The sequence below is a fragment of the Pseudomonas sp. KCJK9016 genome (assembly GCF_046231795.1).
Lineage (GTDB): Bacteria > Pseudomonadota > Gammaproteobacteria > Pseudomonadales > Pseudomonadaceae > Aquipseudomonas > Aquipseudomonas bananamidigenes.
The window spans coordinates 18120-32314 of sequence record NZ_JBJJMM010000027.1 but is presented as its reverse complement, the minus strand read 5'-3'; the positions used below and the strand labels follow the sequence as shown (position 1 = coordinate 32314).

General features: G+C 60.0%; 11 protein-coding genes, 1 tRNA gene and 4 pseudogenes. 10 read left to right on the top strand and 6 right to left on the bottom strand.

Going from position 1 to position 14195, the window contains the following annotated elements; genetic code table 11:
- Window positions 1-25 precede the first annotated feature (25 nt).
- The 7 genes and pseudogenes from ACK6BI_RS22650 to ACK6BI_RS22620 all read left to right on the top strand — a co-directional run.
- Window positions 26-1144 carry an ABC transporter ATP-binding protein gene (locus tag ACK6BI_RS22650; protein WP_409318805.1) on the top strand — a complete coding sequence of 373 codons (1119 nt, stop codon included), beginning with the start codon at window positions 26-28 and terminating at the stop codon, window positions 1142-1144.
- A 15-nt stretch (window positions 1145-1159) separates the two neighbouring features.
- A complete protein-coding gene (locus ACK6BI_RS22645; protein ID WP_409318804.1) occupies window positions 1160-2080 on the top strand; it encodes an ABC transporter permease in 921 nt (306 codons plus the stop codon).
- The gene (locus ACK6BI_RS22640; protein ID WP_409318803.1) at window positions 2080-2886 is read left to right on the top strand and encodes an ABC transporter permease; all 807 of its coding nucleotides are present in this window, start codon (window positions 2080-2082) and stop codon (window positions 2884-2886) included. Before ACK6BI_RS22645 ends, ACK6BI_RS22640 begins: the two co-directional genes overlap by 1 nt.
- Window positions 2887-2913: 27 nt before the next feature.
- Window positions 2914-3960 (top strand): extracellular solute-binding protein, encoded by a 1047-nt coding sequence (locus ACK6BI_RS22635; RefSeq protein ID WP_409318802.1) that lies wholly within the window; start codon window positions 2914-2916, stop codon window positions 3958-3960.
- Between the two features lie 58 nt (window positions 3961-4018).
- Window positions 4019-5473, top strand: coding sequence for an amidase (locus ACK6BI_RS22630; protein ID WP_409318801.1), 1455 nt, complete (start codon window positions 4019-4021; stop codon window positions 5471-5473).
- A gap of 86 nt (window positions 5474-5559) precedes the next feature.
- Window positions 5560-5636, top strand: a tRNA-Met gene (locus ACK6BI_RS22625).
- A 143-nt stretch (window positions 5637-5779) separates the two neighbouring features.
- Window positions 5780-5907, top strand: a pseudogene (locus ACK6BI_RS22620) (integrase); the annotation flags it as partial.
- A 79-nt stretch (window positions 5908-5986) separates the two neighbouring features.
- Here the strand turns inward: ACK6BI_RS22620 and ACK6BI_RS22615 are convergent.
- Window positions 5987-6151 carry a hypothetical protein gene (locus ACK6BI_RS22615; protein ID WP_409318800.1) on the bottom strand — a complete coding sequence of 55 codons (165 nt, stop codon included), beginning with the start codon at window positions 6149-6151 and terminating at the stop codon, window positions 5987-5989.
- Window positions 6152-6546: 395 nt separating this feature from the next.
- On the bottom strand, window positions 6547-7587 hold the full coding sequence (locus tag ACK6BI_RS22610) for a DMT family transporter (RefSeq protein ID WP_409318799.1): 1041 nt from the start codon (window positions 7585-7587) through the stop codon (window positions 6547-6549).
- Between the two features lie 725 nt (window positions 7588-8312).
- Here ACK6BI_RS22610 and ACK6BI_RS22605 point away from each other — a divergent pair.
- Both ACK6BI_RS22605 and ACK6BI_RS22600 read left to right on the top strand, forming a co-directional pair.
- Window positions 8313-8453, top strand: a pseudogene (locus ACK6BI_RS22605) (pyocin); the annotation flags it as partial.
- Between the two features lie 70 nt (window positions 8454-8523).
- Window positions 8524-8736: a bacteriocin immunity protein gene (locus ACK6BI_RS22600; protein ID WP_409318798.1), complete on the top strand. Its 213-nt coding sequence runs from the start codon at window positions 8524-8526 to the stop codon at window positions 8734-8736.
- Window positions 8737-8971: 235 nt separating this feature from the next.
- Here the strand turns inward: ACK6BI_RS22600 and ACK6BI_RS22595 are convergent, their stop codons facing one another.
- Complete coding sequence (locus ACK6BI_RS22595) at window positions 8972-10078, bottom strand: M14 family metallopeptidase (protein ID WP_409318797.1); 1107 nt, start codon at window positions 10076-10078, stop codon at window positions 8972-8974.
- Between the two features lie 155 nt (window positions 10079-10233).
- Here ACK6BI_RS22595 and ggt point away from each other — a divergent pair, with 155 nt between their 5' ends.
- Window positions 10234-12066 carry a gamma-glutamyltransferase gene (gene ggt / locus ACK6BI_RS22590; protein ID WP_409318796.1) on the top strand — a complete coding sequence of 611 codons (1833 nt, stop codon included), beginning with the start codon at window positions 10234-10236 and terminating at the stop codon, window positions 12064-12066.
- A gap of 139 nt (window positions 12067-12205) precedes the next feature.
- Here the strand turns inward: ggt and ACK6BI_RS22585 are convergent, their stop codons facing one another.
- The 3 genes and pseudogenes from ACK6BI_RS22585 to ACK6BI_RS22575 all read right to left on the bottom strand — a co-directional run.
- Window positions 12206-12805, bottom strand: coding sequence for a flavin reductase family protein (locus tag ACK6BI_RS22585; RefSeq protein WP_409318795.1), 600 nt, complete (start codon window positions 12803-12805; stop codon window positions 12206-12208).
- 86 nt (window positions 12806-12891) lie between these two features.
- Window positions 12892-13323 (bottom strand): annotated as a pseudogene (locus tag ACK6BI_RS22580) (methyl-accepting chemotaxis protein); the annotation flags it as partial.
- A 108-nt stretch (window positions 13324-13431) separates the two neighbouring features.
- Window positions 13432-14118: pseudogene (locus tag ACK6BI_RS22575) on the bottom strand (PAS domain-containing protein); the annotation flags it as partial.
- Window positions 14119-14195: the final 77 nt, after the last annotated feature.

The window sequence follows — 14195 nt, the reverse complement described above, 5'->3', positions numbered from 1 at the left end:
GCAATGGGGGAATCGGAGGTAACGCATGAATGCCCTGCATTCGCTGCAAACGCTGGCGGTGTCGATCCGCTCGGTGCGCAAGGTCTACGGCGATCCGGACAACGGTCCGGTGGCGTTGAAAAACATCGACCTGGATATCCGCGACAACGAATTCTTCACCCTTCTCGGACCCTCCGGCTGCGGCAAGACCACGCTGCTGCGGATGATTGCCGGGTTCGAATTTCCGACCCGGGGCGAAATCCTGCTCTACGGCGAAAACATCGCCGGGCGCCCACCGTTCCAGCGCCCGGTCAACACGGTGTTCCAGCACTACGCATTGTTCCCGCACATGACCATCGCCGAAAACCTGGCCTTCGGCCTTGAATCGCACCCGATGGGCAAGGTCATGAACAAGACGCAGATCGCCGAGCGGGTTCGCGAGATGCTGGGCCTGGTGCAGATGGAGCGCTTTGCCAGCCGCAAACCGGCGCAACTCTCCGGCGGTCAGCAGCAGCGCGTCGCCCTCGCCCGCGCCTTGGCGCCGCATCCCAAGGTCCTTTTGCTTGACGAGCCGCTGTCGGCACTTGATCTCAAGTTGCGCCAGGCCATGCGCGAAGAGCTGAAAACCATCCAGGCCAGAACCGGCATCACCTTCATCTTCGTCACCCATGACCAGGAAGAAGCGCTGACCATGTCCGACCGCATCGCCGTACTGTCCGAAGGCGAAGTGCAGCAGGTCGGGCGCCCCGAGGACATCTACGAACGGCCGCGCAATCGCTTCGTGGCCGACTTCATCGGCGAAACCAACTTCATTCAGGCCAGCGTCACTCGCGTCGAGGACGGCATGGCGTGGTTCGCCGGGCCGGCCGGACATCCTTTGCCGGCACAACCGTGCAACGACGTGAAACCGGGCACCACTGTGACCCTGTCGGTTCGCCCCGAGCGCCTGCACCTGGTGCCCGCCCACACAGAGACTGCGTTGCCATGCCAGGTCGAAGCGCAGATCTATCTGGGCACCGACCTGCAATACCAGGTCAGTCTCGGCGACGGTTCGCGTCTTACCGTGCGCACACCCAACTGCGTCGATCAGAGCCTGCGCTTTGCCGTCGGAAGTCAGGCCGGTCTGCTGTTCGACCGGGGAAGCGCCAGCGTCCTGCACGATTGAGCCCGAGGAGTTGCCATGCACGCCTTACCGATAACCAACACGCTTGAACGCCGACGGGCGTTCCAGAGCTTCCTCGGTGTCAGCCCGGCGCTGATCGCCATTGCCCTGTTTCTGGTGGTGCCGATCCTGATCGTCATCGGGTACTCGCTAATGGAAGCCAACCCCTACGGCGGGGTCAACAAGGTGTTCAGCAGCGACGCCTACACCTCCCTGCTGTTCGAGCGGCAGATGGACGATAGCCTGGCCTTCGCCGATTCCTACCTGATCATCGCCCTGCGCTCGGTCGGGATTGCCGGCCTGACCACCGTCATCACCCTGCTGATCGGTTTTCCGGTGGCGGTGTGGCTGGCCATGCAACCGGCGCATCGGCGTGGTCTGTTGATCTTTCTGATCACAGTGCCGTTCTGGGCCAACCTGCTGATCCGCACTTACGCGTGGATTCTGCTGCTGCGTAACACCGGGGTGATCAACAACAGCCTGATGGGCATGGGTGTCATCCATGAGCCGCTGCAGTTGCTGTACACCGACGGCGCCGTGCTGCTGGGGCTGGTTTACACCTATGCGCCCTTCGTGGTTTTGCCGATCTACGCCACGCTGGAAAAGATGGATATCCGTCTGCTCGAGGCCGCTCAGGACCTCTATGCCGGGCGCCTGCGCACCTTGCGCAAAGTGGTGTTGCCGATCGCCAGACCGGGCATTCTCGCCGGTGCCATTCTCACCTTCGTGCCGTGCCTGGGCGCGATGATCGCCCCGGAACTGCTCGGCGGCGGCACGCGGATGATGCTTGGCAACCTGATCTTCCGGCAGTTCAGCGATGCCCGTAACTGGCCGTTCGGCGCGGCGTTGTCGCTGGTGCTGATGGCGGCGGTGATGCTGGTACTGACGGTCTATGCCCTGCGCGCCGAACGCCAGCGCATCGCCAAAGGAGGTGCGTGATGACCGGTCTGTTCAAACGCAAGGGCCTGGGCGTACAGGATTTCCCCGGATTCGGCGGTTTCAGTTTCCTGTTCTACCTGTACCTCTACGCGCCGATCGTGGTGCTGGTGGTGTTCTCGTTCAACGCCAACCAGTCGGCCACGGTATGGACCGGGTTCAGCCTCGACTGGTATCGCGCCGCGTTCGCCAATCAGGCATTGCGCCAGGCGGCCGGCAACAGTCTGCTGATCGCGGTGTGCGCGAGCATGGTTGCCACGGCGATTGCCACCCTCGCGGCTCTCGGTACCTCACGGGGCGCGAAGTTCAAGGGCCTGCAACTGTCGATGGGCGCGATCATGCTACCGCTGGTGCTGCCGGAAATCGTCGTCGGCGTCGCCACGCTCGCGCTGTTCTCCACCCTCGGCCTGTCGCTCGGCTACGGCAATCTGATCATCGCCCATACGGTGTTCTGCATTCCGTTTGCCTACCTGCCGATCCGGGCGCGGCTGAACGATATGGATCTGTCGCTGGAACACGCCTCGGCCGACCTGTATGCCGGGCCATGGCGAACCTTTCGCAAAGTCACCCTGCCGCTGCTGATGCCGGGGATTTTCTCCGGGCTGATGCTGGCCTTCATCGTCTCGCTGGATAACTTCGTGATCTCGATGATGGTTTCCCAGGCCGGCACCACAACATTGCCGATCTTCATCTTCGGCCTGTTGCGCATGGGCGTGACACCCGACGTCAACGCCGTGTCGACCCTGATCCTGGGCGTCTCGGTACTGTTTGTCAGCCTTTCTTACCTGCTGGGCAAAAAGAACGCCTGAACCTTCCAAGAACCGTGGGGAAATAGCATGAGCAAGTGGATAAAAAGCGTCGGCACTTCGTTGTTCCTGACTGTGCCGCTGGTCATGGCCGGGAGTGTTCAGGCCGCCGAAAAACTTAACGTGGTGAGCTGGAGCGGTTACTTTTCACCGGAAATTCTCGCCAAATTCCAGAAGCAGACCGGCATCGAAGTCACCGTCGACTCCTACGATTCCAACGAGACGCTGCTGGCCAAGCTGAAACAGGGCGGCGCCGGTTACGACGTGGCGATTCCCTCGCACCAGTTCATTCCGATTCTGATCAAGGAAAACCTGCTGGAGCGCTTCGATCCGGTCAAGGAGCCGTACTACGCCGGTGTGGTCGACAACCTGAAAAAACCGAGCTGGGACTCGGAAGGCGCCTATTCGGTACCGTTCATCTGGGGCACCACCAGCGTGGTCCTCGACAGTGGCCGCTACAAAGGCCCGGCCGACAGCTACAAGGTGCTCTATGAGCCGCCCGCCGAGCTGCAGGGGCGGATCAACATGTTCGATTCGGTCAGCGACATGGTCGACATGGCCAGCCTGTACCTGAACATTCCGCTGTGCAGCGAGGACCCGAAACAGATGCAGCAGATCCTCACGCTGCTCAAGGCGCAGAAGCCATTCGTCAAAACCTACAGTTCCAAGGCCGGTTCGATCCGCGAGAACCTCGCCTCGGGCGAAATCGATATGTCGATGTTCTGGGGCGGTTCGTCAATGCGCGCCCGTGAGATGAAACCGAGCCTGAAGTACCTGTACCCGAAAGAAGGGGTTCTGGCCTGGGTGGACAACATGGTCATCCCCGCCGGCAGCAAGAATCCGGCAAATGCCAAGGCGTTCATCGCGTTTCTCAGCCAGCCGGAAAACTCGGCCATGACCCAGAACTTCCTCAAGCATCAGAGCCCGATCAAGGGCGTCGAACCCTTCCTCGATGCGAACCTCAAGGATGCACCGGAACTGCATATTCCCGAGGGCACCCACGTGGTGTTCAGCAAGACCTGCGGTGAAGGCGCGATCCGTCTGGCAGACCGTCTGTGGACCAACCTGATGCGTTGATTTCTGCCGCCCCGGCACGAGGCCGGGGCGTTTCTCCAGCCGTCTTAAGGGCGTCGTCATGAACTCCAATAACATCAGCGAACTGGTCCTGTTGCAGGCCATCGAGCTCGCCGAACGCATCCGCCTGCGCCAGGTTTCCTGCCGCGAAGTGATGCAGACCTATCTTGCCCATATCGAGCGGTTCAACCCGTCAGTCAACGCATTGATCAGCCTGCAGGCACCGGAGGTGCTGCTGGCTCAGGCCGACGCGCGCGACGCCGAACTGAGCCGTGGCCAATACCGGGGCTGGATGCACGGCCTGCCCCACGCCATCAAGGATCTGTCGCTGACCCGCGGCATCCGCACCACGCTGGGCTCACCGTTGTTCAAGGACTTCATTCCCGAGCGTGACGGCATCATGGTCGAGCGGATCAAGGCCGCCGGCGCGATCATCATCGGCAAGACCAACACCCCGGAGTTCGGCCTCGGATCGCAGAGCTACAACCCGTTGTTCGGCGCCACCGGCTGCGCCTATGACCCGAGCAAAACCGCCGGCGGCAGCAGCGGTGGCGCGGCGGCGGCGCTGGCGATGCATCTGGTGCCGGTGGCCGATGGCAGCGACATGATGGGCTCGCTGCGCAACCCGGCAGCGTTCAACAACATTTTCGGTTTCCGTCCTTCTCAGGGCCGCGTGCCGTTCGATGACAGCGCCGATCTGTTCTTCGATCAACTCGGCTATGAAGGGCCCATGGCACGCAGCGTGCGCGATGCCGCGATGCTGCTGTCGGTGCAGGCCGGCGGGGATGCGCGGGCACCGCTGTCGATCCGTGAATCCGGTGAGGTCTTTACGGCGCCACTGGAGCGCGGCTTCACCGGTACAAGGATCGGCTGGCTCGGCGACTTCGGCGGGTATCTGCCCATGGAGAACGGCATTCTCGCGTTGTGTGAAAAGACTTTCGCCGACTTTGAAAGCCTGGGTTGTCGGATCGAGCCGGTGCGTCCGGAATTTGCTCCTGAAAAACTGTGGAACAGCTGGCGCACCTTGCGCCACTGGATGGTCGCCGGTTCGCTTGGCGCGGCGTATGCCGATCCGCAAAAACGAGCGCTATTGAAACCGGAAGCCTGCTGGGAAGTGGAAAACGGCTTGAAGCTCTCGGCCAGCGAAGTGTTTGCCGCCTCGGTGGTGCGCAGCGACTGGTATCGGGCGATCTCACGCTTGTTCGAGCAATACGACTATCTGCTGCTGCCCAGCGCGCAGGTCTTTCCGTTCGACAAGTCACAGCCATGGCCGACCATGATCGAGGGGGTGAGCATGGACACTTATCATCGCTGGATGGAGGTGGTGATACCCGGCACCTTGTCCGGCTGCCCGGTGGCCAGCGTCCAGGCCGGCTTCAGTGCCCACGGGTTGCCGACGGGATTGCAGATCATCGGCCGGCATCAGGCAGACTTCGCCGTTCTGCAACTGGCGCACGCGTATGAGCAGGCCAGTCGGTGGTTCCAGCGCTGCCCTTCGCCGCTTTTGAACACCTGATTTTGATAAACGGTTGAAAGCGTAGAAAAAATTTTGAAATTTACGCTTGACGCTTTTCCATTTCAGGGGAATAATGCGCGCCACTTGGCTACATAGCTCAGTTGGTTAGAGCATAGCATTCATAATGCTGGGGTCCGGGGTTCAAGTCCCTGTGTAGCCACCAAGTACCGATTCACAGATGTCTCCAGATGTCTCTGAATCAAAACAAGAAGCCCGCCTAGTGCGGGCTTTCTTGTTTCTGGCTATCCCTCCTTTTATCCCCCTGTGTTCCTCGGCAAATATTTGAACCGAAGGGACACCGGTCAGATGAAGCGTTCAGAGATAAAGCGTCGCCCCCCCTCTCCGATACCGCATTGGCCGGGCTAGAGCCTGACGCCAGGGAGTATCGCGAGCTCGATGGGAACAGCCTTTATTTCCGCGTGAAAACTGACGGTCAGGCGCAAGAAGCCGCAATCAAGCTTGCTGCCGCGGATGACTGCCCCAGGATTGCTGGGTCTTTCGGAGCAGTAATCGCTAATCCTCGCCAGACTTGATCAGGATGATTTTCCTGATCAGGCTGCCTTTTGGGAGATACTTTTTGGCGAGAACAGTCAGCCAGTCTTCCAGCTTGACCAGCAACTGCAAGCCGACGAGTACGGCGGCTATTTGAAGCACCTTTAACAAATGCTCATCAACCACACGGACCTCCCGGGCGTAATGCCCTCACCTACCGGAGCGGTACCTGGCTCGTCTAGAGTCCAGTCGCTCCGCAGGATCAAGAAGATCCACTGGCTTGGCCGTTAGTCGGCCTACATCGCGCGTGGTAACCACCAGTGGTAACCACCTCGTTTGGTTACCGTCCGCACCCGGTATCCGTTCTGGTATCCGCGGCCCAGAACATTTCAGGCTGATACGGGAGATAGTGACCAAGTACGGTGACCAGCATCAGTGACCACCTCCGCTCTTACAATCGGCACGAATACCCGTGACTTGGTTGCCACTCAGGTTGCCAGGGTATTTCAGCGGTTTCCTCTGGCAGCCGGACGACACTCTGTGTAGGAATCAACACTGTGTGCGTGACTTATTCAGTCCAGTCAGTGTTTGTGCCGATGATGAACGTCGGGGAAATGGGCGTGACTGTGTTTAATCGGCGTATGTTGATGCTGGTGGCTGTGTGGCTCAGAGCCGTCCCACTCAAAGTCGTGTTCATGCTGGTGATGTTCGTCATGAGTATGCCGATGGCTGTGTTTGACGGGATCATGTTGGTGCTCGTGAGCATGGTTTTCCATCAAGTGAATCCAGACACCTATGACCATCAATGCGGCAGCGAGCAAGAACATCAGCGATACCGACTCCCCCAGGATCATGATCGAGATGACCGCGCCCAAGAAAGGAGCAGTGGAAAAGTACGCGCCGGTACGAGCACTCCCAAGCCCGCGAAGGGCGAGAACGAACAACACCAAACTCACGCCATACCCGAGAAACCCTACCAGCACGATTGGCGCTAGCGTGGCCACTGCGGGTAGCTGCGCCCCAACAGCCAATGCCAAGCAGCAGTTGACTACCCCCGCCGCCAGGCCTTTGCTGCCGGCGATAAAAAGCGCATCTGAGGCAGAGACTTTGCGGGTCAGGTTATTGTCGATGGCCCAAAAAAGACAAGCAAAAGCCACGGCCAGCGGTCCAGCCCAATCATGAGCCGTCGCCGTCTCTTGCGGCCATGACAGAATGACCCCTCCCAAAACAATAGCGATCATGCCGATGACAATCCGGCGATCAGCGTTCTCCTTGAACACGACCCATGCCAGCACTGCAGTGAGCACTGATTCAAGATTGAGCATCAGTGACGCGGTCGCTCCCGTTGTCCGAGTCAGGCCGAACATGAGGGCCACAGGCGCAAGCACACCTCCAAACACGATGGCCCCCATCAGCCAGGGCCATTCTCCTGTTGTAAGTCCAGGCCGTTGCCAGCATTTATCGCGAGTAAAACGAACGATGGTCAGGCCTACACCACTGCCCAGATAAAGCAGTCCTGCCAACAGGATGGGGGGAGTTTCCACACCCAAGAGCTTGGCGAGCGGCGTGCTTGCGCCAAACAACGCTGCAGCAGCCAAAGCGTATAGAACACTCAGATTCATAACAGGGTCGCCCGATCAAACGGCTTACGTACAGGCGAGTATCATAGCTTTGCTCGGGTGAGAATTATGTGAACACCAGCCCGTTACCTCATCGGAAATTTCCGGCTATACACAACCCCTTGGGCATCGCTTAAACAATGGCTATACCCCCCCCCAGGCATCGAGCACTTCCAGCCACTCGAAACGCTCGTCGACGAGTGAGCAGTGAGCAGTGAGCAGTGAGCAGTGAGCAGTGAGCAGTGAGCAGTGAGCAGTTTGTTTCATGCCTCGACCTAACCAGCGCTGCTACGCCTTCATTTTCTCGAATGGAATCGAACCGATGCCCCCCCTGAATACTCTCTCCCAGATGTCCTGGAGCGCATGTATCCCAACCGGCTGGCTCTAGAGGCAGCGCCAATGAAGCTGACCTGAATTGTCGAAAGCCAAGGGCATACCGACGTTGGTGACAACATTCGGACCACCCTGCAGACGCTCGGCGAAAACGCCGGGCACATCAATCAAGGTTTTGCCCGACTAAAAGCACAAGGCGCGCAGTGACCAAGCCCGGGTCAGGAGCGCATATGGACGATGAGTGCGAAGTTGTGTTCGTAGCGGGTCTGAGCAAGATGCTCGGTCGCACAGAGGCTGCGGTCCGCCAGGGCCTGAGCCGTGGAGTCGCCTGGCTGCCCGAGAGCTTCAGGATGGGCACCAGACACTGCTGGCTGAAGGCGGATGTTCGGGAGTTCAAAGCCGATAGTGTCGGCGGCAGAAGATCTTACGAGCTTCATCATCTCGAAAAAGTATCCGAGGGTGGCGACGTCTACGACGTTGATAATCTACGAGTAAATACGCCTCGAAACCACATCGATATCCACCGGAACGAATAGGCCAGCCACGAAAGACCATCTACTGAAAAGCAGCATTTCGGAGTACACAGAGACCAGGGTCGTTGCGTAGTTGGAAGAACTCGTTAAAGAAGATGAAGAAGCCGAAGACGATGGTCGGGCTGATTTGCTACTGCTGCACTTCGAGAAAATCAGCGAACACCCGGCCGGATCCGATGTGATCTATTACCCGGAGACAGGCGCGGATAGCTCTCCTCGGGGGGGCACGCAGATTGTGAAAGAATGGCGAGCTGCACAGGGCCTGCCTGGGTTCAAAGGTCAGTAATGACTCAACGCTTTGTCATTGACGAGATCAGAAGGGAAGACAAAGCACCGACAGATGACCGTGCAGATATTCTATTGCTGCACTTCAACGAGATCGTTGGGCATCCGAGCTAGATGGACCTTATCTACGCAAACGGGCTGCCAGGATTCAAGCAGTAACCCTCCGGCATCCATAATCAAAACCGCTGCGCACCACCAGGCAGCAAAAGCGGCTTACCGAAAGGCAAGCCGTTTGTTTATCCCTCGCCCGCTAAAGCCCTGAGCCCCTTCGCCCATATCTGCCGCGTGCGCAATCCCACCATCGCCCGCCAGTCCGGATCCGCCGGATAGAACTGCTCCAGCAGGTTCAACTTGATCGCCCGCCCGGTCGCATCCAGCGGATCGCCGTGCAGATGCAGCCAGTGATCATCGCGCAAGTAGCGATGCACATCCGGCCCCGGATAAGTCCCGCACTCGATCACGAACGGCATCAACTGCACTCCCGGCAGCGCATCGAGCAGCGCCTGCGAGGTGTACCCGGTGGCGGTCGCCGCAACACCGGTTTCGCTCAAGGTTTCGGCACCGGTGTGCAGCGTATAGAGCCATGGGCCATAGATCGACTGCGCTTTGACCAACGCCGGATACGGCGCCCGGGTGATCGTCAGCAGCATCGGATGGCCGTACTCGCCGGCGCCGGTGTGCAGGTCGAAACACATTACGGTTTCAGCGCCGGCCAGATGATTCTCGATGATCTGATGCAGCGTGCGATTCGACCAGCTCGGAGCAAAGCCTCCGAAAAACATACCGTCGGGATGGCTGTGCTGACCGCCCTCGACAATCGACATCACCGCCGGCCAGCCGTGCTCGGCGATTTGCGCATCCAGCAAGGTATCGGCCTTTAAACGCTCGGGACCGTTCAAATCGGTGCAGGCGTAAATCTCGTGCAGCGCGGCGTAGGCCTGGTTGTCCGGCAGGGGCTGGCTGAAATCCAGATGATTGCGATTGAGGTCAATGTTGTCTTCGTTGACTCGCCGCAGCCATGCCGTGCCCCACGGGTTGATCAGGTGGATCATTACCACCGCGACGTCCTTCGGCAGCGACCCCGGCGTGAAATGCGTCAGCCAGTCGATCTGACATTCCGAACCGTAATAGCCCTCCACCCCGTGGGTGCCGCTGAGCGCCACCAGACGTCGTTTGGCTTGCGGATCCCCCAGCACCGCCACATCGGTACTCAACGGCTCGCCGAACGGTCCGCAACGCGGATGGGCGTAGGAGGTGAGTGTCGAACCGGCCGCGGTGGCGGCGGCAAGAAACTGGTCGCGCTGCTGGCGGTAGCTGGAGTGGGTCGGTAACTCGCTGTGCATGCTGGCCTCTTGTTGATTGTTCTGGCTTCTCGCTTGCCTCTGACCCTACAGAAAATTTGCCAAGGCATGAAGGACAAACATACCGACGGTTTGCGTCCTGCACGGTCGGCCGATACAGTCCGTCAGACTTTTATCCCACGGACGGAGTGCCCCGCGTGTTTCCAGCCCTGCCCCTGAGCCGCTTTCGCCTGCCGGTGCTGACTCTGATCGTCAGCGCCCTCACCCTCACCGCCTGCAACGCCCCACCCTCTTCGACCCTGCCGCTGGCACCGGAAGCCGCCTCCGGTTACCGCTCCGGCCTGCAAACAAGCCATGCCGAAAAACACATGGCCGCTGCTGCAAATCCATTGGCCGCCGAGGCCGGTCGCGAGATGTTGCGTAAAGGTGGATCGGCCATCGATGCGGCAATTGCGATGCAAGCCGTGCTGACCCTGGTCGAGCCGCAATCCTCCGGGATCGGCGGTGGCGCGATGATCGTGCTGTGGGACGGCAAACAGGTGCGCACTTACGATGGTCGCGAAACAGCACCGGCCGGTGCCACCGAAAAGCTGTTCCTGCAGGCAGATGGAAAACCGATGCCTTTTACGCAGGCGCAGATCGGTGGACGCTCCGTCGGCACACCGGGTGTGATGCGGGCGCTGGAGATGGCGCACAAACAACATGGCCGCTTGCCGTGGGCAACGCTGTTCGAACCGGCAATCAAACTGGCGGAACAGGGCTTTGCGATCTCGCCTCGGCTGCATTCGCTGCTGGAGTCTGACCCTGTGGTGCACCGCTCACCAGACATGGCCAAGTATTTCCTCAACAGCGACGGCAGCGTCAAAGCCATCGGTACGCGCTTGCAAAACCCGGCGTTGGCCGCCGTGCTCAAACGCATCGCCAGCGAAGGTGCAGATGCACTTTACAAAGGCCCGATCGCCGAAGAGATCGTGGCCAAAGTGCAGGGCCACAACAACCCCGGCAGCCTGTCGTTGAACGACCTTCAGCAGTATCAGGCCAGGGAGCGCGCACCGCTGTGTACCGATTACAAACGCTGGCAGGTTTGCGGGATGCCGCCGCCGTCCTCGGGCGGAATTGCGGTGGCGCAGATCCTCGGCACCCTGCAGGCGCTGGAAACCCGCGACCCGCGCCTGTCCCTGACACCGCTCAAACCCGTGAAAACCGATAAACCGGCCGGCCTCGAACCGGTACCGCAAGCCGTCCACCTGATCGCCGAAGCCGAACGCCTGGCGTATGCCGACCGCGCGCAATATGTCGCCGATACCGACTTCGTACCGGTACCGGTCAAAGGTCTGGTCGACCCGGGCTATCTGGCCAGTCGCGCCAGCCTGATCGGAGACCGCAGCATGAATACCGCGAAGCCCGGTACACCTCCGGGAGTGCAGGTTGCCTACGCACCGGATCACTCGCCGCTGCGCATCTCCACCTCGCAAGTGGTGGCCGTGGATGACTTCGGTGGCGCGGTGTCGATGACCACCACCATCGAAGCGGCATTCGGCTCGCACCTGATGGTTCAGGGCTTTTTGCTCAACAACCAGATGACCGACTTCTCGTTCATCCCCGAAGAAAACGGACAGAAAGTCGCCAACCGCGTGGAGCCCGGCAAACGCCCGCGTTCATCGATGGCACCGACCCTGATCTTCGATCGTAACAGCGGCGAGTTCGTCGCCACTGTCGGCTCGCCCGGCGGCTCGCAGATCATCGAATACGTGGCCAAGACCACCGTCGGCCTGCTCGATTGGAACCTCGACCCGCAAAGCGCCATCAGCCTGCCCAACTTCGGCAGCCGCAATGGCCCGACGGAACTGGAACAGGGCCAGTTCAGCCCGACATTGATCCAGGCGCTCAAAGACAAGGGCCACACCGTGAGCGAAATCGACATGACCAGCGGCACCCAGGCCATCATGCGGGTCAAGGATGCGCAAGGAAAGGCAACACTGGCCGGGGGGGCGGATCCGCGGCGTGAAGGAGAAGCGTTGGGGGACTGAAATCCCTTTCGCCAACTGAAAAAGGCTTACCGAGAGGTAAGCCTTTTTTGCATGGCCAATGGTCATGTCGGTTAAGGGGCAGGCGCCTGATGAATCAGACAATGCCCCCGACCTTGCAACATCCAGCGTTGTTTTGCCATCAGACCGAAAGCGTCTTGCCATCGATCGGATCACCAATCGTCAGGAAGTGCCCACCGGCCACATGGTGCAGAGTACGCAAGCCGTCATGCCCTTCAAAATGCCAGCGCCCATCACTGAAGACTCGCGAGTCCGCCTGCGCCGCGATCACCTCAGCCAGAAACAGATCGTACTGTTCATGATTGCGCGGCTCCGGCAGCAACCGGCATTCGAGCCACGCTACGCAACCGTCGAGCATCGGTGCCTCGACCTGCTCGCCGGCGAAGGTCTGCAGGCCATAGGCCTGGAACTTGTCCTGCCCTTGATCACGATTGATTTCCAGACCCGAAGTCGAACCGACGGTCTGCACGATGTCAGCCTGATTCACGCACGGTACGTTGAGAACAAAGGTGCCCGACGCCTCGAGCAACTGCCGGGTCCAGGTGGATTTGTCCAGCACCACCGCGACTTTCGGCGGTTCGAAATCCAGCGGCATGGCCCAGGCCGCAGCCATGATGTTGCGCTGCCCGTCGTGAGTGGCGCTGACCAGCACGGTCGGCCCGTGATTGAGCAATCGGTAGGCTTTGTTCAGGGGAACCGGGCGACGAAAGGATTCGCTCATGGGATCTGCTCCGGGAAAAGAGCCGATTGTAGCGAGATAAAAACGGCGAAGGGATTGCCCTGGACAATCCCTTCGACTGGCAGATATCAGCTCGACAACTGGTTGGCGAACTGGCCGACCGCGTCCACCACCTTCTGTGCGCCATCCTGGATCTCGACGATCACCGTGCCCGCTTCCGCCGCCAGCGCCAGCCCTTGCTCGGCCTGGAGCTTGCCGTCGGTCATCAGCGCCACGGCGTTGCGCGCCATGTCCTGGTTCTGACGGACCACGCCGACGATTTCCTCGGTCGCCTGGCTGGTGCGTGAAGCCAGTTGCCGCACTTCGTCGGCCACCACCGCAAAACCGCGCCCCTGCTCACCTGCTCGTGCGGCTTCAATGGCTGCGTTGAGTGCCAGCAGGTTGGTCTGTTCAGCAATGCCACTGATGGTCTTGACGATGGTGCCGATCACTTGCGACTGCTCGTTCAGCGCCTCGATGCCTTCGCCGGCAGTCTGCATGTGCCGCGACAGGTCGCGCATCACATTGACCGCCTCGGTGACTACGCGAGTTCCGCGCTGGGCGGTGCTGTCGGTTTGCAAGGAGGTGCTGTAGGCAATGTTGGCAGCCTCGGCGACCGCTTGCTCCTGATTGACCTGATCGGTGATCACGGTGGCGAACTTCACCACTTTGTAGAGCTTTTCATTGGCGTCGAGCACCGGGTTGTAGGAAGCCTCCAGCCAGACTTCCCGCCCATGACTGTCGATTCGCTTGAAACGGCCGGCCACGAATTCGCCGTTGTTCAAGCGACGCCAGAAATTCTGATACTCGGCGCTGTTGGCCTCACCCGGCTCGCAGAACATGCGGTGATGTTTGCCTTTGATCTGCGCCAGGCTGTAACCCATGCCTTGGAGGAACCGGTCGTTGGCGTTCAGCACGGTGCCATTGAGATCGAATTCGATGACGGCCGTCGAGCGCACCAGTGCGCCTATCAGGTTTTCGTGCTCGCGGGAGGCTTCAATGGTGCGGGTCAGATCGCTGGAGAAAATCGAGAAATGCTTGATGCGTCCGTCCGACGAACGAATCGGCTGAGCAATCGAACGCAACCATGCTTCCTCGCCATTTCCACGCAACAGACGCACGGCGCCGGCAAAGTGTTCACCCCGGCTCAGCGCGGCCCGAAAGCGGTGATGAAACTCGTCGGATTTGACATGGGCCGGCACGATGTCTTCGATGGCACGGCCGATCAGGTCGTGGCTCTTGTAGAGCATTTCGTTGAGGAAGTTCTGGTTGACCGATTGAATCCGCCCGTCGGGCTCAAGGGTCAGTACCAGCATCTCGCTTTCCAGACTCTCCTTCACTTGCAGAAGGCTGGAGAGTTCTTCACGAAGAGCCGCCAGCTCTTGCTTGAGGC

What these genes read in the sequence shown, in the direction of transcription:
- ACK6BI_RS22650 (WP_409318805.1), top strand. Translation starts at nt 26, where the DNA reads ATGAATGCCCTGCATTCGCTGCAAACGCTGGCGGTGTCGATCCGCTCG.
- ACK6BI_RS22635 (WP_409318802.1), top strand. Translation starts at nt 2,914, where the DNA reads ATGAGCAAGTGGATAAAAAGCGTCGGCACTTCGTTGTTCCTGACTGTG.
- ACK6BI_RS22585 (WP_409318795.1), bottom strand. Translation starts at nt 12,805, where the DNA reads ATGAGCGAATCCTTTCGTCGCCCGGTTCCCCTGAACAAAGCCTACCGA.
- ACK6BI_RS22595 (WP_409318797.1), bottom strand. Translation starts at nt 10,078, where the DNA reads ATGCACAGCGAGTTACCGACCCACTCCAGCTACCGCCAGCAGCGCGAC.
- ACK6BI_RS22630 (WP_409318801.1), top strand. Translation starts at nt 4,019, where the DNA reads ATGAACTCCAATAACATCAGCGAACTGGTCCTGTTGCAGGCCATCGAG.
- ACK6BI_RS22610 (WP_409318799.1), bottom strand. Translation starts at nt 7,587, where the DNA reads ATGAATCTGAGTGTTCTATACGCTTTGGCTGCTGCAGCGTTGTTTGGC.
- ACK6BI_RS22640 (WP_409318803.1), top strand. Translation starts at nt 2,080, where the DNA reads ATGACCGGTCTGTTCAAACGCAAGGGCCTGGGCGTACAGGATTTCCCC.
- ACK6BI_RS22645 (WP_409318804.1), top strand. Translation starts at nt 1,160, where the DNA reads ATGCACGCCTTACCGATAACCAACACGCTTGAACGCCGACGGGCGTTC.